The sequence below is a fragment of the Sorangium sp. So ce887 genome, assembly GCF_051521455.1.
Taxonomy (GTDB): Bacteria; Myxococcota_A; Polyangia; order Polyangiales; family Polyangiaceae; genus Sorangium.
Genome location: NZ_CP150354.1, coordinates 3,400,001 through 3,421,154 on the forward strand (window position 1 = coordinate 3,400,001; position 21,154 = coordinate 3,421,154).

At 72.1% G+C, this 21,154-nt stretch carries 18 protein-coding genes and 1 tRNA gene (1 of these 19 only partly in view); 8 read left to right on the plus strand and 11 right to left on the minus strand.

What is annotated here, in order from left to right; genetic code table 11:
• Window positions 1-1,518: the 3' portion of a biosynthetic peptidoglycan transglycosylase gene (locus WMF36_RS12925; RefSeq protein WP_437579894.1), read on the plus strand. It extends 852 nt beyond the left edge of the window; 1,518 of the gene's 2,370 nt are visible here — the last part of the coding sequence; its start codon lies off the left edge, out of view; its stop codon occupies window positions 1,516-1,518.
• Window positions 1,519-1,542: 24 nt separating this feature from the next.
• On the opposite strand, the gene WMF36_RS12930 is transcribed toward WMF36_RS12925, so the two are convergent.
• The 3 genes from WMF36_RS12930 to WMF36_RS12940 form a co-directional block, all read right to left on the minus strand.
• The gene (locus WMF36_RS12930; RefSeq protein WP_437490116.1) at window positions 1,543-2,085 is read right to left on the minus strand and encodes a nucleoside deaminase; all 543 of its coding nucleotides are present in this window, start codon (window positions 2,083-2,085) and stop codon (window positions 1,543-1,545) included.
• A 34-nt stretch (window positions 2,086-2,119) separates the two neighbouring features.
• Window positions 2,120-2,193, minus strand: a tRNA-Arg gene (locus WMF36_RS12935).
• An 832-nt stretch (window positions 2,194-3,025) separates the two neighbouring features.
• Window positions 3,026-3,442: a hypothetical protein gene (locus tag WMF36_RS12940; RefSeq protein WP_437579895.1), complete on the minus strand. Its 417-nt coding sequence runs from the start codon at window positions 3,440-3,442 to the stop codon at window positions 3,026-3,028.
• Between the two features lie 228 nt (window positions 3,443-3,670).
• On the opposite strand from WMF36_RS12940, the gene WMF36_RS12945 reads away from it, so the two are divergent.
• From WMF36_RS12945 to WMF36_RS12965, 5 genes are all read left to right on the plus strand, one after another.
• Window positions 3,671-4,525, plus strand: coding sequence for a redoxin domain-containing protein (locus WMF36_RS12945; protein WP_437579896.1), 855 nt, complete (start codon window positions 3,671-3,673; stop codon window positions 4,523-4,525).
• Window positions 4,526-4,559: 34 nt separating this feature from the next.
• Window positions 4,560-5,963 (plus strand): VWA domain-containing protein, encoded by a 1,404-nt coding sequence (locus tag WMF36_RS12950; RefSeq protein WP_437579897.1) that lies wholly within the window; start codon window positions 4,560-4,562, stop codon window positions 5,961-5,963.
• Window positions 5,964-5,979: 16 nt separating this feature from the next.
• The gene (locus WMF36_RS12955) at window positions 5,980-7,512 is read left to right on the plus strand and encodes an acyl-CoA carboxylase subunit beta (RefSeq protein WP_437579898.1); all 1,533 of its coding nucleotides are present in this window, start codon (window positions 5,980-5,982) and stop codon (window positions 7,510-7,512) included.
• 118 nt (window positions 7,513-7,630) lie between these two features.
• Entirely contained in the window at window positions 7,631-10,069 is a 2,439-nt protein-coding gene (locus WMF36_RS12960) for a S8 family serine peptidase (protein ID WP_437579899.1), read from the plus strand.
• Between the two features lie 148 nt (window positions 10,070-10,217).
• Window positions 10,218-11,474 carry a pyridoxal phosphate-dependent aminotransferase gene (locus WMF36_RS12965; protein ID WP_437579900.1) on the plus strand — a complete coding sequence of 419 codons (1,257 nt, stop codon included), beginning with the start codon at window positions 10,218-10,220 and terminating at the stop codon, window positions 11,472-11,474.
• Here the strand turns inward: WMF36_RS12965 and WMF36_RS12970 are convergent.
• The 4 genes from WMF36_RS12970 to WMF36_RS12985 all read right to left on the minus strand — a co-directional run bounded on the left by WMF36_RS12970 (window position 11,461) and on the right by WMF36_RS12985 (window position 15,165).
• On the minus strand, window positions 11,461-13,089 hold the full coding sequence (locus WMF36_RS12970; protein ID WP_437579901.1) for a L,D-transpeptidase: 1,629 nt from the start codon (window positions 13,087-13,089) through the stop codon (window positions 11,461-11,463). The genes WMF36_RS12965 and WMF36_RS12970 overlap by 14 nt on opposite strands.
• Window positions 13,090-13,164: 75 nt before the next feature.
• Window positions 13,165-13,323, minus strand: coding sequence for a hypothetical protein (locus tag WMF36_RS12975; protein WP_437490124.1), 159 nt, complete (start codon window positions 13,321-13,323; stop codon window positions 13,165-13,167).
• A 184-nt stretch (window positions 13,324-13,507) separates the two neighbouring features.
• On the minus strand, window positions 13,508-14,242 hold the full coding sequence (locus tag WMF36_RS12980; RefSeq protein ID WP_437579902.1) for an AgmX/PglI C-terminal domain-containing protein: 735 nt from the start codon (window positions 14,240-14,242) through the stop codon (window positions 13,508-13,510).
• An 86-nt stretch (window positions 14,243-14,328) separates the two neighbouring features.
• Window positions 14,329-15,165, minus strand: a complete 837-nt coding sequence (locus WMF36_RS12985; protein ID WP_437579903.1) for a metallophosphoesterase family protein — start codon at window positions 15,163-15,165, stop codon at window positions 14,329-14,331.
• A gap of 242 nt (window positions 15,166-15,407) precedes the next feature.
• Between WMF36_RS12985 and WMF36_RS12990 the strand changes: the two genes are divergently transcribed.
• On the plus strand, window positions 15,408-16,931 hold the full coding sequence (locus tag WMF36_RS12990) for a cyclic nucleotide-binding domain-containing protein (RefSeq protein WP_437579904.1): 1,524 nt from the start codon (window positions 15,408-15,410) through the stop codon (window positions 16,929-16,931).
• Window positions 16,932-16,949: 18 nt separating this feature from the next.
• Here WMF36_RS12990 and WMF36_RS12995 read toward each other — a convergent pair whose 3' ends face one another.
• The 3 genes from WMF36_RS12995 to WMF36_RS13005 all read right to left on the minus strand — a co-directional run bounded on the left by WMF36_RS12995 (window position 16,950) and on the right by WMF36_RS13005 (window position 20,054).
• Window positions 16,950-18,950 carry a DUF1565 domain-containing protein gene (locus WMF36_RS12995; protein WP_437579905.1) on the minus strand — a complete coding sequence of 667 codons (2,001 nt, stop codon included), beginning with the start codon at window positions 18,948-18,950 and terminating at the stop codon, window positions 16,950-16,952.
• 255 nt (window positions 18,951-19,205) lie between these two features.
• The gene (locus WMF36_RS13000; protein WP_437579906.1) at window positions 19,206-19,556 is read right to left on the minus strand and encodes a hypothetical protein; all 351 of its coding nucleotides are present in this window, start codon (window positions 19,554-19,556) and stop codon (window positions 19,206-19,208) included.
• Between the two features lie 150 nt (window positions 19,557-19,706).
• Window positions 19,707-20,054 carry a hypothetical protein gene (locus tag WMF36_RS13005; protein ID WP_437579907.1) on the minus strand — a complete coding sequence of 116 codons (348 nt, stop codon included), beginning with the start codon at window positions 20,052-20,054 and terminating at the stop codon, window positions 19,707-19,709.
• Between the two features lie 86 nt (window positions 20,055-20,140).
• Here WMF36_RS13005 and WMF36_RS13010 point away from each other — a divergent pair, with 86 nt between their 5' ends.
• On the plus strand, window positions 20,141-20,512 hold the full coding sequence (locus WMF36_RS13010; RefSeq protein WP_437579908.1) for a hypothetical protein: 372 nt from the start codon (window positions 20,141-20,143) through the stop codon (window positions 20,510-20,512).
• 195 nt (window positions 20,513-20,707) lie between these two features.
• Here WMF36_RS13010 and WMF36_RS13015 read toward each other — a convergent pair whose 3' ends face one another.
• Entirely contained in the window at window positions 20,708-21,139 is a 432-nt protein-coding gene (locus WMF36_RS13015) for a hypothetical protein (protein ID WP_437579909.1), read from the minus strand.
• Window positions 21,140-21,154: the final 15 nt, after the last annotated feature.

Genomic DNA, 21,154 nt, shown 5'->3' on the forward strand with positions numbered 1-21,154 from the left:
CTCAAGCGCAGGGCCGATATGCTCAACCTGGGACCGGGCAGCCTCGCCGTGCGACGGGAGGCAGGCTCGCTCGTGGTGGAGCTCTCGCCCGGAGAGGCGGCGATCGCGACCGCCGGCGCCGATGCCCAGCAAGCGCTCACCTTCCGGCTTCGCGTGCCCATCAGCGACGCAAAGGAGACCCCGCAGGAGATCGTCGCCGACGTGCAGGGGGGGCCCATCTGGCTCTCGACCCTCGGCGTCCACGAGGGCGACATGGGGCTGTTCGATGTGGCGCGGACCTCGATCGTGAGCCGCGCGCGGGTCGTCCTGTCGGCGGACGGTCAGACACTGGGCGTCGACGGCGAAGGGAGGCTGAAGAACCTCTCCCTGCGGAGCACGGCCCTGGCGGACGAGCCCATCGCCGGGCTCGATCTGGCGTGGCGAGCCAAGGCGAACGGCAAGCTCGACTTGTCCAAGCTCGTCGCCGAGGACGCCGAGATCGATCTGGGCGCGCTGAGGCTGATCGCGCGCGGCGAATACGAGCACGCTGGGGCTTCGCACCGGGTCCGAGGCAGCTTCGAGGTGCCTCTCTCGGCGTGCCAGTCGATGCTGGACTCGGTCCCCAAGGGGGTCGTGGCGAAGCTCCACGGCATGAGGCTCGCCGGCTCGTTCGGGATCGAAGGGAAGCTCCGCTTCGACACCGCCAGCCTGGATCGGACCTTCGCGCTGGACTGGGGCGTCTCCAACACCTGCCGCGTGACGGAGATGCCGCCGGAGCTGAGCGTCGACCGCTTCAAGCGCGCGTTCCGGCGTCTGGTCTACGGGCCAGGCCGCCAGCGCGTCGAGATCGAGTCGGGGCCGGGCACCGCCGAGTGGGTGCCCTACGAGGACATCTCCCGCTTCATGGAGGTCGCCGTGCTGACCACGGAGGACGGCGGCTTCCATCGGCACCACGGGTTCGACGAGGAGGCCATCAAGAACTCGATCCGCGAGAACCTCCGGAAGAGGCGGTTCGTGCGGGGCGCGAGCACCGTCAGCATGCAGCTCGCCAAGAACCTCTACCTCGAGCGGACCAAGAGCGTGGCGCGCAAGCTCCAGGAAACCCTGCTCACGATGTACCTCGAGCAGGAGCTCACCAAGGAGCAGATCATGGAACTCTACCTGAACGTGGTGGAGTTCGGGCCGCTGGTCTACGGCATCGGCGCCGCCGCGCGGCACTACTTCAACGCGTCGGCGGCGCAGCTCTCGCTCGGGCAGGCGCTCTACATCGGGTCGATCCTGCCGAACCCGAGCGTGCAGCACTTCAATGCCAGCGGCGAGGTTACGCCCGCGTGGAGCGGGTACCTGCGCAAGCTCATGCAGATTGCGCACAGGCGCCATCGGATCTCCGACGAGGAGCTCGAGAAGGGGCTGCAGGAGACGGTCGTGCGAGGCTCCCCCGCGCCCCATCTTGCGCCCCGGCAACCCACCGGGGACGGCAGCGAGGCCGTCGACGAGCGACCAGAAGAGGAGCAGGGCGGCGCCTGGATGGCGCCCTGACCCGCGCCCGGGCGGGCCTGGACGTCAGCGCCTCTGGGCAGCGGTCCGGAGCTTCGCGAAGAACGCGCGAAGCAGGGCGGCGCACTCGTCCGCGAGCACGCCCGACGTGACCGCAAAGCGATGGTTGAGCCGGGTGTCGCGCCCGATCGCGAAGAGCGTGTCGACCGCTCCTGCCTTCGGGTCCGGACAACCGTAAACGAGCCGCGCGATCCGGGCGTTGACGAGCGCGCCCGCGCACATGGGACACGGCTCCAACGTCGCGTAGACCGTCGCCCCTTCGAGCCGCCACCGACCCAGCTGCCTTGCCGCGGCCCGCAGCGCGTCCACCTCGGCGTGCCCGGTCGGATCCTGATCGATCTCGCGCCGGTTACGGCCGCGCGCCAGCACGACCCCCTCCGCATCGACGATGAGCGCTCCCACGGGCACGTCGCCGGCAGCTGCCGCAGCCTCGGCCTCCGCGAGCGCCTCGCGCATCCGCAGCGCATCGATGCCGCCGGCACCCTCGTCGCTGGCACCCTCCGATCGCGGTACGGCGGAGAAGAGCACATCGGCTCCGTCATCCATCATGACGGTCTCAGGATCTGTCACACAACCGATCAGGCGCGCCCAGGAAGATTCGAACTTCCGACCCCCGGCTTCGTAGGCCGATGCTCTATCCAGCTGAGCTATGGGCGCTCTGGTGAAGACAAGCAGCACGACGTGGCTACGCCACCGCACTCCTCGCGTCGCGCTCGTTTGCGCGAAGTGAGTGCCGGCGTTTATACGCCCCCGAGCGGCCTGTCAAAGGAAAAGTGATCGGAGCCTGAGGGCGCTCGCTCAGGTGCGTGACTTTCGCGGGCAAATGTCGCTCTTCTCGCCGCTCCCTCGGGTGGCTCTGCTCCCGCCTCGTGGCGGGCCATGTCCCCATGGCGGAGCTCGCCTTTGTCGTTGAGCCGTCCGCCCGACCGAGCGAGCGAGCGAGCGGTCCGCGCAGTACCCTCGTCGGCGACGCGCACGGAGCCGGCCGCCGGGGCAGCCGACCGGTGGACAAAAACAATGGCGCGCGGCGATTCCATCACGGAATGGCCGCGCGCTCTCACACGCTCTCGAAGGCAAGCGAAGCTCTGAAGCGCTAGAAGGGGCGAGCAGGCCAAGCAGACAGAACGGTAGAAGGCGTAAGCCAAGCAGCAGCTGAGCGATGGACGAGGCGAAAGAGCGCCAGCTGAACGACCAAGCGCAAGCTAATGAGGCCCGTCAGGAGGGAGGAGGACCGCGACACGCTGCAGCCCACAGCGAAGAACACGGTCAATTCCGCCTTGAGCAGCCTCCGTGCCATTTCGGCGCCTCGACCCCGGTGCGCGCTCGGCACGGAACGTCCTGCGGAATAGTCACGTTTCACCGCGGTTTCTTCGGTGGTCACGGAGTCCCCTCCGACGAGAGCTCGGGCGGCGATGTCGCGCTGGGCGCCGTGCTTCGCAATCTTTGCGGAGTTGAGCCACCGGCCACCGGCGGGGTGCGACGCACCGCGCTATCGCGGCCATCCGAAGAGACGATCGTGCGGGGCGTCTGCATGGCAACGCTTGCAGAGGGGTAAGGCGCCGCGGTGGGTGGACGTGCCCTGCGGTGTGAGGACGAGGTACTCCCAGTCGCCGCCGTCAGGGTCGTAGCCGGCCGAGCGCTTCACCATGGCGAGCAGCGTCACCGGCTCCGACGCGCCCACCGGGTAGTGGAGCTCGACGACGGCCGCGCCGGGCGGGAGAACGCGAGCCGGGCCGAGCGCCGGGTAGGGAGCGGCGGCTGCATTGATCCGCACCTCGGCTTCCATCTCGCCGGTGAAGTGCTGGGAACGAGCCCGGCCCGTGGCAGGCGTGAAGCTCGCGAGCTGGCCGGCAAGCTCCCAGGCCGACGGCGCCGCGGGCGCAGGCGCAGCGGGCGCAACGGTCAACGCGCGCGGCTCGGCGGCGGGACTGGAGCCGCGCCCGATCCACGCCGTTGCGCCCTCGGGGTGCGTCCGGGAACGCGTCGGCGCACACCCGAGCGGCAAGGGAGCCCACCCCCAAGGGGACCGCGCCTCCGTCGAGAGCATCGGCAAGGCCAGGGCCGCCGCAGCGAGCGCGCTCCACGCAGAGAGGCGGGGTCGGGACCGCACCGGTCGAGATGCTACACTGCCAGGATGCACCTGGCCCCTTCCAGGCGAGGCCGCGCCTGGCGCGCCCTCTTCGCTGCGACGCTGGTCGCGCTGTCGGGCGCCGCGCTGATGGGAGGTGCCTCACAGGCGGCCGCCGAGGAGGCGTCCCGCCGCGCCTGGCTGGGCGTGGAGCTGGAGCCCGGGCCGGCCGGGGGGGTGCTCGCGAAGCACGTCGTCACCAGCTCGCCGGCGGCCAAGGCCGGCATCGTGGACGGGGATCAGGTCGTCGCGGCGGATGGCGTCCCGCTCGAAGAACCGAAGCAGCTGGTCGCCCGTGTCGCGCTCGCGGGGCCGGGCAACGTGGTGAACCTCCGGATCCGGCGCGGCGGCCAAGAGCGGGACGTCGCGCCGACGCTGGTGCCGTTCCCAGGGCGCGATCAGATCCTTCGCCTCGACAAGATCGGCACCTTCGCGCCCGCCTGGAAGCCGCTCGCCACCGTCGCGGGGGCCGTTCCGGCGAACGTCGGGGCCCTGCGTGGAAACGTGGTGCTGCTCGATTTCTGGGCCACGTGGTGCGCGCCGTGCCGCCTGATGGCCCCGCAGCTCTCGAAGTGGCACGCGACGTACGCCGCGCAGGGACTGCGGGTCATCGGTCTGACGAGCGACAGCGTGGGCGTCGCGACGAAGACAGCGCAGGCCCTGTCCATGCGCTACGCGGTCGCCGCGGACGCCTCGGAGTCGACCTCCGCGGCGTACGGCGTCAACGCGCTCCCCACGATGTTCGTGATCGACAAGAAGGGCGTCATCCGCGATGTGGTGGTCGGGTACGACCCGTCCCGGCACGCCGAGATCGAGAAGCTCCTCAAGGCGCTGCTCGCGGAGCCTGCGCCGGCGCCGTAGCCGCCGTGGGGCCGCGCGGGACCGGTAGCTCCCCATGCTCCTCTCCATCGACGAATTTCTATGGGCGCTGCGGCGCGACGGCTTCGCGGTGTCGACGGCGCAGGCCATCGACGTCGCGCGCGCGTGCGCCCTCGTCGGGTTCGGCGACCGCGCGCGGCTGCGCGACACTATCGGCGCGGTGGTCGTCGAGCGCGCCGCCGATCTCCGCCGGTACCACGCCTCCTTCGACCGCTTCTTCTCTCCGGAGGGCGCGCACGTCGGCGACCTGTGGGCGCGCCTGCGGGAGCGCGGGTTCTCGGACGGGGAGCTCTCGGCCCTGCGCGATCTGCTGAGCGCGGCCGCGGAGCGGAGCGGCGCGTTCGGCGACGCGATCGGGTTCCAGGCGCTCGCGGGGACCGCAGGGGAGCTCGACCAGGCGCTCCGGTCGGCGGGGATCGCGCGCGCGCTCGCGCCGATGACGAGCTCGCTCCAGGTCGGGTTCTTCGCGCAGCGGGTGATGGATCAGCTCGGGGTACCGGCCGTCGCCAGCGCGCTGCGGAGGATCCGGAGCGCGCTCGAGGAGGCGCTCGGCGAGGATCGGGGGAAGGCCCTCGCCGAGGCGCTCGCCGCCGAGATGGAGCGGATGCGGCACCGCGTGCGCGAGCACGTGACGCTGGCGCTCCGGCGCCTCGAGGGGGAAGAGCCCGCGGCCCTCGGCCGCATGGACGTGCCGTTCGCCTCGCTCAGCGAAGGCGAGATGGACGAGGTGCGTCGCGCCGTGAGGGCGCTGTCCCAGAGGCTCCGGGGCGCCGAGAGGCTCCGGAGGCGCCGCGCGCGGCGCGGCAGGATCGATCCCCACCGGACGCTGCGGCGCAGCCTCCAGACCGGCGGCGTGCCCTTCCAGCCGGCCCGGCGGGCGCGCCGGCGCGACAAGCCGCGCCTCATGGTCCTCTGCGACGTGTCGGACTCGGTCCGCGTCGCCGCGCGCTTCATGCTCGAGTTCGTCTGCGCGGCGCAGGAGCTCTTCGACCGGACACGATCGTTCGTCTTCGTGAGCGAGCTCGCCGAGACGACCGAGCTCTTCGCGGCGATGCCGGCGAGCGCGGCGCTCGAGCACATCCAGCGCGGCGAGGTGGTGAGCCGCGCGCACAACTCGAATTACGGGCGCGCTCTCCTCGCCTTCGAGGAGCGGTACGGGCGTGACGTGGACCGGCGGGTGACCCTCGTGATCCTGGGCGACGGGCGCACGAACTACTTCGCGGACGAGGCGGAGGCCGTCAGGAGGCTCCGCGACCGGGCGCGGGCGCTGCTCTGGCTGTGCCCCGAGGGGCCCGGCGCCTGGGGGACGGGAGACAGCGCGATGCTGCGCTACGCCGCAGCGTCGACCAAGGTGCTGGTGGCCCGGACCGCGCGGGAGCTCGAAACGGCGGCGCGGGAGGTGGTCGCCCGGCGCGCTTAGGGCTATGGGTCGCGCCATGTCGCTCGATCAGAAGCTGAGGGAGCTCACGGCGCGCATCGAGAAGGGGGGCGCGCAGAAGTACCACGACAAGAACGCGGAGCAGGGCAAGCTGTTCGCGCGGCAGCGCGTCGCGCTGCTCCTCGATGAAGGGAGCTTCATCGAGGATGCGGCGCTCGCCAACGCGCTGGATCCCGAGCTCCCGGCCGACGGCGTCGTCACGGGCACCGGCACCATGGGCGGACGCCCCGTCTGCGTGATGGCGAACGACTCGACGGTGAAGGCCGGCTCGTGGGGGCGCCGCACCGTCGAGAAGATCCTGCGCGTGCAGGAGACCGCGCGGCGTCTCCGGTGCCCGCTGCTCTACCTCGTCGACTCCGCGGGGGCGCGGATCACCGACCAGATCGAGATGTTCCCCGGGCGACGCGGCGCGGGCCGGATCTTCTACAACCAGGTCGAGCTGAGCGGCCTGGTGCCGCAGATCTGCTTGCTGTTCGGCCCGTCGGCGGCGGGGGGCGCGTACATCCCGGCGTTCTGCGACGTCGTGTGCATGGTCGAGAGCAACGCGAGCATGTACCTGGGCTCGCCGCGGATGGCGGAGATGGTGATCGGCGAGAAGGTCACGCTCGAAGAGCTCGGCGGCGCGCGCATGCACTGCTCGGTCTCGGGGTGCGGGGACGTGCTCGTGAAGACCGAAGAGGAGGCGATCGCGTTCGCGAAGCGCTACCTCGCGCTGATGCCGCAGAGCTCCGCGGAGGCCTCGCCCCGCGTCGAGCCGAGACCGGAGAAGCCAGGGCAGCGGCCGCTCGAGGATGTGATCCCCGCCGACGAGAACAAGCCGTTCGACATCATGGCCGTGATCGACGCGGTCATCGACGAGGGCAGCTTCGTCGAGATCAAGAAGCTCTACGCGAAGGAGATCGTCACGGGGCTCGCGCGCATCGAGGGGCGCGCGGTCGGGATCGTCGCGAACCAGCCGAAATACAAGGGCGGCGTGCTGTTCGTGGACTCGGCCGACAAGGCCGCGCGGTTCATCTGGCTGTGCGATGCCTTCAACATCCCGCTGCTGTACCTCGCCGACGTGCCCGGCTTCATGATCGGGACGGTCGTCGAGCGACAGGGGATCATCCGGGCCGGCGCGAAGATGATCGCCGCGGTGAGCGAGGCGACCGTGCCGAAGCTGTCCGTCGTCGTGCGCAAGGCGTACGGCGCCGGGCTCTACGCGATGTGCGGGCCGGCGTTCGCGCCGGACGAGTGCATCGCCCTGCCCTCGGCGTCCATCGCGGTGATGGGGCCGAGCGCCGCGGTGAACGCCGTTTACTTCAACAAGATCCAGGCGATCCCGGCGGGGCCCGAGCGCGAGGCGCTCGTCCAGAAGCTGCGCGACGAGTACCGCGCCGACGTCGACCTGGAGAAGCTCGCGAGCGAGCTCGTGATCGACGCGATCATCCCGACGGCGAACCTCCGCCGCGAGGTGGCGCGCCGCTTCGAGCGATACGCCGGCAAGGTCGAAGAGCGGCCGCGCAAGAAGCACCTCGTCCCGCCGGTGTGAGCGGCGCGCCCGCGCGTTGCGCGTGGCTCCGCGGCGCGATCCGGAGAGCGCGCGGCGAGAGCGGCGTGCTCCGCAGGCCCGGCCGCGTGGGAAGAAGAAGGTGGTGTAGACTCGTCGCGTGCTTGCCCGCAGGCTCCCGCTCCCCCTAGCGCTGCTCGGCCTCGCTCTCGCGCCGGGTGATGCGCGCGCCGACGTCTCGGCCCCGGCGGTGGCGCGCCTGCTCAGCTCGCGCCTTGGCCGGCACCCGCTCGCGGATCCGCGCGGGCGTATCCCCGTGCTGGTGCCGCTGCCCGCCGGCGCCGACGCGCGGTCGCTCGGGCTGCTCCCGGTCGCGCCGGGCTTCGGGACCGTCCGGCTCGCACCCGGCGACGTCGGCGCCTTCGCCGCCGCGCACCCGGAGCTCTCGCTGCTCACGGGACCGCCGCGACAGCCCCTCCTCGATCGATCCAAGCGGTGGATCCGCCTCGAGCCGTACCGGAAGGCCACCGGAGCGGACGGCCAGGGGGTGATCGTCGGCGTGGTCGATACCGGCATCGACGTGACCCACCCGGATTTCCGGGACAAGAACGGCAAGACACGGATCAAATGGGTGCTGCAGGCCGGGCGCCCCAGAGGGCTGCACGAATCGCTCGAGCAGCACTACGGGTGCGATGATCCGGCGCAGTCCTCGTGCGCGATCTTCTCCGGCGCCGACATCGACGCCATGCTCGCGCAGGGGGATACGGGCATCCTCCGCGACATCGCGGGGCACGGTACGCACGTGGCCTCCATCGCGGCGGGAAACGGCGGGCCGATGCTCCCGAAGCTGTCGCGGTACGTCGGGGTGGCGCCCGCCGCGACCCTGATCATCGCCGCACCGTCGCGCCCCGGTGAGGGCTTCGAGGATCCGGACATCCTCAACGCGGTGAGGTTCATCTTCGATCGCGCCGAGGAGCTCGGCATGCCGGCGGTCGTCAACCTGAGCGTCGGCAGCGACTTCGGGCCCCACGACGGGACGAGCCCGCTCGAGGCAGGGCTCGCCGCGATGGTCGGCGACGCTCACCCGGGACGCGCGATCGTCGTGGCCGCCGGCAACAGCGGCGCGATGTACGAGCTCGACGGCGAAGGACCGATGGGGATCCACACCGAGGCGCACATCTCGAAGTACGGCGAGACGCGCGTGCCCATCCGCACGCCGAGCGCGTCGAACGGGCAGGGATACGTCTGGATCACCTTCATGCCCGGGGACGAGGTGTCGGTCGGCCTCGAGGGGCCGGGCGGCGAGACGTGGATCGGCCTGGTCGATCCCGGAGAAGACGCCGGCTACACCAGCGACGACGGCGAGACGACCGGCGCCGTGATCAACCGGCTCGCGAACGGGAAGTCGCCCATCACGGCGGGCACGAACAGCGCCGTCGTGGCCTTCAGCGGGGCGTGGAAGGCGGGCGAGTTCGCGATCCGCCTGCAAGGCCACGGGGACGCGCAACTCTGGGTGACGGGGCTCGGCGACGTCTCGGTATCGCACGATCTCGGGCTCCAGTTCACGCGCGGCATCAAGCAGGGGACGATCAACGTGCCCGCGAGCCACCCCGGCCTGCTCGCCGTGGGATGCACCATCAACCGCGTCCGCTGGGAGCCGTACGAGAGCTCCACGATCGTGCGCTTGATGAGCCTCGACGGCGAGGCGATCGAGGAGGGTAGCGCCTGCTACTTCAGCGCGACCGGCCCCACGCCGTTTGGGGTGGCCAAGCCCGAGATCAGCGCGCCCGGCGGCCTTGTCGCCGCCGCGATGGGGAGCGAGGTCGACCCGCGCGACCGACCCGGAGGGCTGTTCGATACGCCAGGGTGCCCCGACGACACGCCCTGCTTCGTCGTCGACGACTACCACGCGATCGCGTCGGGCTCGTCGATGGCGGCGCCGCAGGTCGCAGGCGCGATCGCGCTCCTCTTCCAGAACAACCCGAACCTGAGCCAGGTAGAGGTCACGGAGGTGCTCCAGGCCGGCGCGCGGCGCGCGGAGGACGCCGAGCCGTTCGACGCGCAGCTCGGGCCCGGCGTGCTCGATCTGGAGGGCGCGCGTCTCGCGCTGGAAGCCGCCGAGACCGGGGACACCGCGCCGGCGCTCGACAAGAGCTGGTACGTCCTGTCGAGCACCTACGCGAGACCCGACCCGTCCTGGCCGGTCTGGGGGACGATCGAGCTGCGGCGCGCGGACGGAGCCCCGGTGAGGGTCCCCGCCGACAAGCTCACGGTCGGGCTCCGCGGCGGGGTGATGCACACGCCGCTCAGAGAGGTGCGCCGCGGGCTGTGGAGGTTCGCGGTCGCAGCGCCGCGCGGCTCCGGCGGAACCTCGCTGGCCGTCGACGTGCTCTACGACGGCGCCTCGCTCGGCGCGCACGAGCTCCCGGTCGGGAGCGACGTGTGGATGGCGAACGGGGAGCTCGAGGCAACGAGCGGCGCGTGCGCCTGCGCTGCCGCCGGTGCGGACCGCGCGCCGCCGTCGAACCGCAGCATCGCCTTCGGGCTCGCAGGCGCCCTCGCAGCGGCGCTCGCGGCGCGACGGCGGCGCCGCGGTTGAGCGCCCGCCGGGCCGGCGCTCGACCGCGGCCCCAGGAGCTTGCGCGCGGCTGCAGTCCGGCGGCGTCCGTGTCACCGTGGCCGGGCGGGCGGCAGGGCAGGGCAGGCAGACCACGACGACGATGGATCAAGGGACCATGGAGAGACAGGTGAACGCAGATCGACCTCCCACGGCAGAGGCGGACGCGGGGCGCATGCCCGCGCCGAGGCCGCTCCGGTTCGCGGCGCGCACCGGCTGGGATCTCTCGGAGAACCGGCTCGCGTCCGTCCTCGTCGAGGCCCGCCGGGCAGGGCGCGCGCTCGTCGACTTCACCGAGTCGAACCCGACGCGATGCGGGATCATCGAGACGGAGCCCCTCATCGCGCGGCTGGGCGAGCCGCGCGGCTCCAGGTACGCGCCGCTGCCGCTCGGCGACCCCGCCGCGCGCGCCGCGGTGTCGCGCTACTACCAGGAGCGCGGGCTCGAGGTGGATCCGGCGGGCGTCGTGCTGACGGCCAGCACAAGTGAGGCGTACGGCTGGCTGCTCAAGCTGCTCGCCGAGCGGGGCGACGACGTGCTCGTCCCGGTGCCGTCGTACCCGTTGCTCGAGTACCTGGCCTGCCTGGAGGACGTCGCGCTCACGCCGTACCCGCTCCTCAAGGAAGAGGGGTGGCGCATCGATCTCGGCGCGCTGGAGCGCGCCGCCGGCGAACGGACGCGCGCGGTGGTGCTCGTCCACCCGAACAACCCGACCGGCTCCTTCGTGCGCCGCGACGACGCCGCGGCGCTCGAGGCGTGCGCCCGGGAGCGCGGCCTCGCGCTGATCGTCGACGAGGTCTTCGGCGACTACGCGCACGGAGACCTCGCTCAGGACCGCCTGCCGAGCTTCGCCGGAAGGCGGCAGGCGCTGACCTTCGTGCTGAGCGGGCTCTCCAAGGTGATGGCGCTGCCGCAGCTCAAGCTCGGCTGGATCGCGGTCTCGGGACCGCCGGAGCTCGCCGCCGCGGCGGTGGAGCGGCTCGAGATCATCGCCGATACCTACCTCTCGGTCGGCACCCCGGTGCAGCTCGCGCTGCCGGAGATCCTCGCCGCGCAGGCGCCCGTCCAGCGCGCGATCCTGTCGCGCGTGCAGGCCAACCTGGCGGCGCTCGACGCGGCGATCGCGGCGCGCGCCGGGGGCGCGGTCCGGCGGCTTCCGATCGACGGCGGATGGTACGCGACGCTGGAGGTCCCGCGCGTGCACGACGAGGACGGCTGGGTCGAGCTCCTCGTGCGCGACGAGGGGATCATCGTCCACCCCGGCTACTTCTTCGACATGCCGCGCGACGGCTTCCTCGTGGTCGGCCTGCTGCTCGAGACGGAGGTGTTCGCGGAGGCCGCGCCGCGGCTCGTGGACCGGATGGCGCGCGCGATCAGCGGTGAATGAGGACGACCGTGGAGCGGCCGGCGTCGCGAGAGGCCCGCAGGCCGTGCCACCCCTCCGGAACCGGCGGGTCGGTCCAGGCGAACATCTGCTTCGCGTCGATGGGGGAGAGGTTGACGCAGCCGCCGCTCTTCAGCTCGCCCCAGGCGTCATGCCAGTACGCGCCGTGCAGCGCGTGAGGGCCGTGGAAGTTCTGCACGAACTGCACCTCGGAGTGGACGATGTTGTCGTTCGAGCTCGACACCATCGTCGCCGTCACGAACTTCCCGTCGATGCGGAAGCGCCCCGTCGGCGTCGCCGCGGTCTCGATGGCGGGGATGCCCTTCTGCGGGACGCCGCCGCGCCCCGGTGAGATGAGCGTGGCGAAGACCGGGGTGAGCTCCTCGTAGGCGACGAACCAGCCGCCGAGCACGCTGATCTCGATCCACTTGCGCGGCGGTGAGGAGGGCTCGTTCTCGCCCTCGAGCGGCGAGCGCTTCGCCGCCTCGATCACCACGGCGTCGTCCGCGTGCACGTAGACCCCCGGCTCCTGCGTCTCGAGGAACCGCTCGCCGTCCTCGACCTCGGCGCGGCTCGTGAGTCCGACGGAGGCGAGCCGCGCGAACGACGCGCCCATGGGCTCGAAGCGGCCGCCGGCGCCCCGCTGGTACTTCGGTCGATCGGTCTTGCGGAAGAACGCGAGCGGGAGCGAACGCTCGCCCTTCAGCCACACACCCTGGAAGCTCGAGCGCGGGTACGGCCTCAGCCGATCCTTCGGCATGTACGCCTGGTCCGACGTCACCACCCAGGTCCGATCCTGCGCGTCGAACACCCGGGTGAACGCCACCGTCGAGCCGTTCACGATCCTGTCGCGCCCCTCGCGCACGAGGTCGCCGAAGGGAAACAGCGCCGGCGCGGCGACGCCCGCGAGCTTCAGATCGACCCCGACGAGGGCCTGGTCGATCTCCCCGATGGCTTCCTCGCTCAACCCCTCAGCGGCGCGTACCTTCGCGGCGTTCGCGAGGTGCTTCTCGATGTCCCACTCGGAGCGCCGCTGCTCTTTCGCGCTCGGGAGCTGCCGGTAGCGCGGCGCGCCGGTCGACTCCGCGTAGTCGTAGGGCCACGGCGAGTCGAGCCTGGGCGCGTGCGGGCGCAGCGCGGCGACGACGGGGTCGTCCGGGTCGACCGTGGCGCTGGCGCCGGCGCAGACGTAGCCCCGCGGCTCGACGGCGTACCACGCGTCGCAGCCCTCGCCCGGCGTCCGCGCGGCCTCGACGCTGCCGCCGCGGAGCGCGACGGAGCCGCCGAGCCCCAGGTAGCCGCTCCAGCCTCGTGTCGGGTACGGGCCGGGGTTGATCCAGGCAAACCGCGCCTTCGAGTGCATGCGCGCGCCTTCCTTCGCCGCGCTCGGCGAGGGCGTCGCGCCGGCCTCCGCCTGGACCGGGGCGGGTGCCGTCGCGAGGTGCACCGCCTCGACGACCGCGGCGCGCGGCGCCTCGGCGGCGGCGCGCGCCGCGTCCGCCTCGAGCGAGGCCGGCGCCGCCAAGGCGGGGCTCTCTTCGGAACAAGCGGCGGTGCCCCCCGACGCGATCACGCACGCCAGGGCGGCGAGGAGCAAGGAGGAAGTTGAGCTAGCCATGCAAGCGGGAGAGACTACTTGCCGGAAGCCGCCGCGGACAAGCCAGCGGCGCCCGCCTGTCCCAGGAGAACCGCCCTACAGCCTGCCGAGCACGGCCACGACGAGCAGGATCACCCCGACGAGCGCCACGGTGAGCATCATGAACCTCGTCAGCCGCGGCTTCAGCCACCTCCACAGGACGAGGCGAGCCACCTTCCACAAGAGCACCAGGATCTGCCGGAGGACCTTGCCCACGACCGGAGCGTAGCTCAGTCCCGTGGCGCGCGCCCCCAGCAAGGGCGGGAGATTTCGCGCCCAATGGACAGGCCCAGCGACAGCCCTCCGCGCCGGACGGGGCCGGGACACGGCGGCAGGCGGGGCGCTGGCTGGCCCCTCCGCCGGCGCTGGCCAGCGGGCGGGCGGCCGGCAGCGAGCGGCGTCAGTCGATGTCGACGCTCACCTTCGAGGCGTAGCTGCCAGGGGAAGGGAAGGTGATCTCGCGGAGCGCGCCGGCGACACACTCGGCCGCCTCCTCGCCCCGTTCGTCGGCGCTGGAGACGCCCACGCTGAGCGGCTTGCCGTCGGTGTCGATGTAAAGCGTCGCCTTGAGCTGGGTGCCGCCCGCCTGGCTCCGGCAGGAGTTGAGCGCCGGCTGCGCCTTCTTGTACGGCGTCCCGAGCTGGTCGGGCGTCCACGGCACCGGCGGGCGCTCGTCGCTGCTCGGCTCGAAGGTGAAGCTGTTCTCCGCCAGGCCCTCTCCGCCGACCGGCTTCGGCCAGCGCGTCGCCTTCAGGACGCCGAGCATGCACGTCTCGGTCTCGCGGTCTCCCAGGGTCGAGTCCTTCACGAACGCCCAGCGCGCCGTGCCCTCCTCGGTCACCCGGACCTTGAAGCGGATCTCGCCGCCGAGATAGGGGAGCCGCTGGACGCCCCTCTGGTAGCAACGCGAGAGCCGCGGAGCGGCGCGCTCGAACGCCGCCTGCACCTTCTCCTCGTTCATGCCGCCGATCTCGGACCGCGAGCTCATCGTCGAGCGCGACGTCTCGATAGGCTCGGCGTCGCGCATCACCGGCGCCGCGGGCGTGGGGTCGGCGCCGCCGCAACCCGGGAGGGCCGCGAACGCCGAGACAGCAACGAGGGGGACCGTGCCCCTGAGCAAGCCAATGAATTTCATGATCCGGCGAGGACTCTATACGAGCCACGTCTCCGGCGAAAAGAGGGCGGTGAGGGGCACCGCGCCTCCAGTGCATGTGAGAGATTCTACGCCAGCGCGAACGCCGACGCGCCGCGCCGAACGCGCGTCCGCTCCGAAAGAAGGCGCCCGTGACGCACACGGTAGAACCGCAGCGGAGAAGCTCCGTCGACGAGCGCCTGTGCGCCGAAGATGCGAGGGGGCGCGCCGGCGCGCACCGGCGCGTCATTTTCGCGGTGCGTGTGGCCGTGGATCACGTGAAGATGATCGTGCTCGTGGAGCAGCGCCATGAGCTCGGCGCTGTTGATCAGCCCGTCCAGCCACTGCATCGCGCCGATCGAATGCCGGAGCGGCGGATGGTGCTGGGCGAGCACGAGCGCGTCGCCGGAGCGGCGCGTCTCGGCGGCGAGCGCGGCGACGCGCGAGAGCTCGCGGGCCGCGATCGCCCCCGCCGAGCGGGTCACCGGCTGCATCATGGCCGTCGACACCGCGGTCACGAGGGCCCCAGGGAGGGCGACCGCCGTCTCACGCCCGCTCGTGGCCGCGAAGGGGCAGAGACAGCCTCGAAGGGCGCGCTCCCACGCGTCGCCCCCGGCATACGCGTCGTGGTTGCCAGGCACCAGCGTGACGCGGGCCGGGTCCCAGCCGCTCTCCGCCAGCACCGCGGCGAGCACCTCGAACTGGGCAGGCGTCCCGTCCTCCGTGAGATCGCCGGTGAGCACCAGGTGGTCCGCCCCGCTCCGCCATGCCTCGACCAGCACGGCCAGGGCGCGACGGCGGCGTTGCGCTGCGTCGATGGGGCGGCCGAAGCTAAGATAACGAAGCCGCCACCGCTCGGCGCCGCGGCGGCGGTCGTGATCCGCCTCGAGGAGATGAAAATCCGTGAGGTGGGCGATCGTCGTCATCGGCGCCATCGTGCGACCTGACCGACGTCGTTCCGGCGACATCGACGCAAGCTCTCGGCGACGCCCTCCGCCGCTGCGCGAGGCGCCCCGGAGCGCGCCGGGCGAGCGCGGCGCGCTCCCGGCGACCTCGACAGGACGCGCCCCCCTCCGCGCTGCCGACGACGAGGCGCGCCGTGACGCCCGCACGGCCCGCTCGCGACGCGGTTGTGACAGGGGCCGGCGGCGCTCTACCATCGGCCGCCATGCGGGGTGCCGCAACCATCTCGGACGTGCTCGTGCGGGTAGCGTCGTCGGGCGCCATCGGGATCGGCATCGCCGCCGCGCTGCTCCTCGCGCTGCGGCTGCTGATGCCGCCGGCGCAGCGCGGGAAGCTGCGCCTGCCGGTCGCGCTGCTCGGCCTCCACGTGGCAGCGCTGCTCGCCCGGCTCCCGCTCGATCCGACCTCGTCGCTTCGCGTGGGGCTCTCGGCCGTCGCGCTCTTCTTTCTCCTGACCGCGCTCGGTCGCGCCGCCTTCCTCCTCGTCGTCGACCTGATCTTCGTGGTGCGCCTCGGGCGGCCGATGTCCCGGATCATCCGCGACATCATCCAGGGGCTCGTCTACGCGAGCGTCGCGCTCATCACGCTCCGCGCGGCGGGGGTCGAGCCGGGCTCGCTGCTCACCACCTCCGCGCTGCTCACCGCGGTGATCGGCCTGTCGCTCCAGGAGACGCTCGGGAACCTGTTCGCCGGGCTCGCGATCCAGGCGCAGCAGCCGTTCGAGGTGGGGGACTGGATCCAGATCGAGCCGGATCCGAGGCTCATCGGGCAGGTCGTCGAGATCAACTGGCGCGCGACCAAGGTCCTCACGAACGATCAGGTCGAGCTGACGATCCCGAACGGCGCGCTCGCGAAGAGCACGATCCGGAACTTCACGAAGCCCACCGTGACCGCGCGGCGGACGATCGAGGTGCGGGGCCCCTACGACGTGTCGCCGCGGCTCGTGGAGCAGGCGCTGCTCGGCGCGGTGGCCTCCGCGCCGGGGGTGCTGCTCGCGCCGCCGCCCTTCGTGCTCGCCGCGAGGTTCGACGAGAGCAGCATCGGCTACCAGGTCTGCTTCTTCACCGACGACTTCGCCCGCCGCGACCGCGTCGATTCGGATGTTCGTCAGCGGATCTGGTACGCGTTCCAGCGCGAGGGCATCGCGGTCCCGTTCCCCACCCGCACCGTCCGGATGGCCGAGACGTCGACCGAGTCGCAGGCGCGCAGCGAGGCCGACGAGCGACAGCGCCGCCTGCAGTCGCTGCGCGTCGTCGACTTCCTCGCCGCGCTCCCGCCGCCGCTCCTCGACCAGCTCGCGAGGCTGTCGACGACCTGCAGCTACATGACCGGTGAGGTCGTGATCCGGCAGGGGGCCGCGGGGCACGAGCTGTTCATCGTGCAGTCGGGCGAGGTCTCGGTGATCGTGGGGCGCGAGGGCGGCAGCACGGCCGAGGTGGCGCGCCTCGGCCCGGGCAAGTTCTTCGGCGAGATGTCGCTGATGACCGGGGAGCCGCGCAGCGCGACCATCCAGGCGGTGAGCGATTGCGAGCTCGTGAAGGTCGACAAGGAGGCTTTCCACGAGATCCTGGCGGCGGCGCCGGGCCTCGCCGAGAAGATCACCGAGGTGCTGGTCGCGCGCCAGTCAGCGCTCGACGAGAACGTGTCGGTGCGCCGCGCCCGCGCCGGCGCGGAGGAGGCCAAGACGACCGCGCTCCTCGGCAAAATCCGGCAATTTTTCTCGCTTTAGTCACACGGCGGGGGCACGTCACGGGGCGGACGCGGCGCTGCTCGGGACGGGGAGAGCGCCGGCGGTGACACGATCGCTCTCCTGGTTGCCCTCGAAGGTGTTGTCCTCCGAGAGCTTCGGCGCCCGCGCGCCCTGCAGGACCAGGCCGAACCGGTTGCCCGTGGCGCGAGAGTGCGCGAGCGCGCCGTGGCTGTCGCTGAAGAGCAGCCCGGCGCGCGCGCAGCCCTCCGCCTGCACCGAGCTCACCTGCGCCGCCGAGCGGAGGACGAGGAGGCCGTCGCCGATGTCCGCCACCGATTCCTCCTGCCCGCCGACGCTCGGGGTGGAGAACGTCCCGCTCTCGACGCCCCGGATGACCGTGTCCTCCACCGTGCTCGGCGACGCGAGCAGCAGCATGCCCGCCACGCGGCTCTCCAGCACCGCCGACCTCCGGACGACGACCCCCGCCGCCCCGGCGCTCAGCAGGCCGACGCCGCCGGTGCCGTCGCGCTCCTCCGACAGCGCGCGCTCGATGAGGCTGTCCGTGAGCTCGAGCTCCGCCCCCCGGGATGCGCTCACGCCGGCGACATGGGCCTCCAGGACATACGTCGACGCCAGCGTGGCCCGCGCGCCCTGCACCACCACGCCGGCAGCGCGATCCCGGTGGATCGGGCGCGCGCGCGTGCCCGCGATGACCACGCCCCTGGCCGAGAACGTCCCGCCCGACACGAACACGCCCGCGTCGCCGGCCTGACGCACGAGGCTCGACGACAGCGAGAGCGCTCCGTCCCGCTGCTCGATGGCGTACCCGAGGCGGCCCTCCTCCGCGGCGGCCGCGCCCTGGAAGAGGGTCCCGGATACCTCGACCGCCGTGCCGGCGTCCGCGACCACGAGCTGCGCGTCGCACGCGCCGGACAGCACGCTGGACTCGAGCGTCGCGCGAGCGCCCTGCTCCACGATCACGTCGCCGGCCTCCGGCGCCCCCTCGGGCGGGGCGGCGATGAGGCTGCGCGTCGCCACGAGCTCGGCGCCGGAGCCCGTCACCAGCACGCCCAGGCGGTGGTGGACGAGCGCGTTCGCGTCGAGCCGGAGCGTGCCCGCGTCGAGGAGCACGCCGACCGCGTCGCTCGTCTCCGTCTGCAGGGCGGTGGCCTCCAGCAGGTTGCCCTCCGCGACCACCTCCGCCGCCTCGGAGGTGATCCGCAGGCTGACCGTGCCGTCGACCAGCGCGTTTTCCGTGAGCCGCGCGCGCGCCCCGGATGCGACCAGCACGTTCGTCCAGAGATCGCCCGTGCCCTCGCCCGCCCACGACGCCTGGACCAGGCTGCGCGACATGTCGAGGCTCGCGCCCGGGAGCGCGACCACGACGCCGTTGCCGCTCCCGCCCGTCACGCGGACGTCGCGCACCGATACCTCCGCTGCCTGGATGAACAGCCCGATGGAAGGGCTGATCACGCTCACGCCGCGCACGCCGGCGCCCTCGATATCATGAATCCAGACCGCGCTGACGTTGCCGCTCGCATCGTCCTGCTCGCCCCGGAGCACGACCCGGGACGCGCACCGCCCGACGAGCTCGATAGACTTCATGATCTCGACCGGCTCGTCGTACTCGCCCTCGGCCAGGACGACGCGCCCCCCCGCCTGCACCGCCGAGAGCGCCCCCGCCAGCGTCGTGAACGGCCTGTCCCGCGACCCGTCACCGTCGCCACCCGCGTAGGTCAGATCGACATGGATGTCGCCGGGCACCTCGGCGACTTGGCCCCACGGCCCCGCGCCGCAGCCGTCTGGGCCGTCGATGGAGATACACCCCTTCTGCGGGACCGCGAAGGTCCCTTCCGGGCATCTGGCCATGGTGGGATGACAGCCGTCGGCCTCCACGAACTCCGCCGCACAGCCGGGGATCCCGACTTCGACGCAACCCTCGTCCACCCTCGGGACCGTCCCGGGCGAACACTTCTCGAGCGCCGGACGGCAGAAGCCGTCCTCGCCGACGAAGTCGCCGGCGCAGCCCTGAATGCCCACCGAGACACATCCGTTCACGCCGCTGAGTTGCCCCGGTGCACACCCGGGTCCGCCGGCGTCGTCCCCCGGCAGGTGAGAATACGGCGGGAGCTCGGAGCCCTCGCAACCGAGGAGCGATGCGGCGCACAGGCTGACAGTGAAAGAGAAGAGACACAGCAGCGCTGAGAGTCCAAGCTTTGCGCACAACACCCCATCAACGTAGCAGATGAACCGACGCGCATGCCGGTAATGCGCCCTTTTCCTCGTCGCTCCCAGCCGCTCGAGACCGGACATTCACAGGCGTGACCCGGACAGCTGCACGTCAGCTCGCGCCCAGGCGCGCTCGAAGCGCTCGTGTGCGGCGGCTGCCTCCTCTTCCCTGCCCTGTGCGCGCAGGCTCTGCTCGAGGCCGCGGAGCGACCAGCCATTGTCGGGGTTCCGGGCCAGATCCTCCCGGTACGTCGCCTCGGCGTCGCGCGGGCGACCCGCCTTGAGGAGCGCCGCGCCGAGCGTGTGGCGGACCGGCTCGGGCCAGTCCGGTGGCTCGAAATAGAGCAGTGTGTCCTCGACGCGTACGGCCGCCTGGAGCATGCGAACGGCGGCGCCGGTCTCGCCGCGCTCCGACGCGATCTGGCTCTCCAGCACGAGCGAGGCGATCTCGAGCAGGTCCTGTGCGCGGTTCCTGCCGATCGTGACGCCGGCGCGCTCGGACGAGCTCGCCCGGAGCGCCGCCGCCTCGCGCGCAGCGTCGTCGGGGCGCCCCGTCGACGCGAGCGCGCGGCCGCGCGCATAGCGTCAGGTCCCCGTCGTGTAACGCTGCTCGGACGGCGGCGCCGGCACGGCGAGGACGTCCTCCCAGCGGCCGAACCGGACGAGCGCGAACAGCAGCGCAGGCCGGAACATCTCGAGCCTCGGCATGTGCCGGACGTTGTGGTCGGGCACCGCGGCGTCGAGCTCGCGGGCCGCGCGCTCGGCGACGGCGCTGCGCCCATCCATGCTCGCAGCGACCGAGAGGAAATGGAGGTTGTGGGGGAAGTACATCATCGGATAGATGCCCTCCGGCGTGAGCGCGGAGGTCGAGCCGGACGACGGGTCATGCAGGCGCGATTCCCGCCGGCCGGGAAGGCAGCGCACAGAGGACACGGCGTGCGCCCGGGCCGATCGTCGCGCCCGCTGCATCAGCGCGGTGCGCGATGGACGGACGGCGCGACTTGCGGCAACCTCGAGGCATGACGACGTGCAGGGATGAAGCTCTTCGCTGGGTTCACCGCTACGCGATTGGCGGCGCTGCGTTCGCCGCGCTCCCGCTCCCGATCTCGACGTCCACCGGGCTCGTCGCGATCGAGACCCACATGATGGCGATGGTCGGCGAGATCTACGGCGAGACCGTCGGATCCGTGGTGACGACCGCCGCCGGCGGGAGCTTCGCGATCCTCGGGCAAGGCTTGAAATTCCTCGCCACCCGGGCCGTCGGCTTCGTCCCCCTGATCGGGCCGGTCATCAAGATGGGCATCGCCGGGCTCACGATCGAGGCGATCGGCCGCGGCGTCGTGGTCCATTTCGAGCGCAAATACCCGGGCAAGCTCTTCCAGGAAAGGTGAGCTACCCGCGCGCGAGAGCCGCGCGCGGGACGGGGGCGCAGCGTGCGCGCAGCAGGCCGTCGCGGCGCGCGCGACAGGCCGTCGCGGCGCGCGCAGCAGGCCGGGAGGCCCGCGCACGGCACGCAATGCGCCGACGCGCTGCGCCCCCGGATCGTCCGCGCACGCCGCGCGCCGCCGCGTCGCTATCGATGTCCGTCAGTTCTCGCAGCCGCTGCAGGCAAGGGGGCAGGTCCCGTTCACCGGCGCCTGGCAGTGCACGTCAGGCGCCTCGGCGCTGGTCCCGTAGTCGCAGCAGATCGTGCCGTCGGTGCAGCACGTCACCCCGCAGCAGATGCCCTCTTCGCACCCGAAGTCGGGGTCGCAGGGATCCTTGCACTCGCCCTGGATGCACGCCTGCGTCTCGGCGCAGCGCGTATCGCACGAGCCGCAGTTGAGCGGATCGTTGGCCAGGTTGACGCAGGCCGGGCCACAGCACGAGAGCCCGGCCTCGCACGTGCAGGCCATGCCTCCCGCGCCGCCCTCGCCGCCCGCGCTCGTCGTGGAGACGGTGGTCGTCCCGACGTCCTCCCCGCCAGCGCCCCCGCCGGAGGAGCTCGATACGCTGATGTAGTTCGGCAGAACGTTCACGGTGCCCGGGTCAGC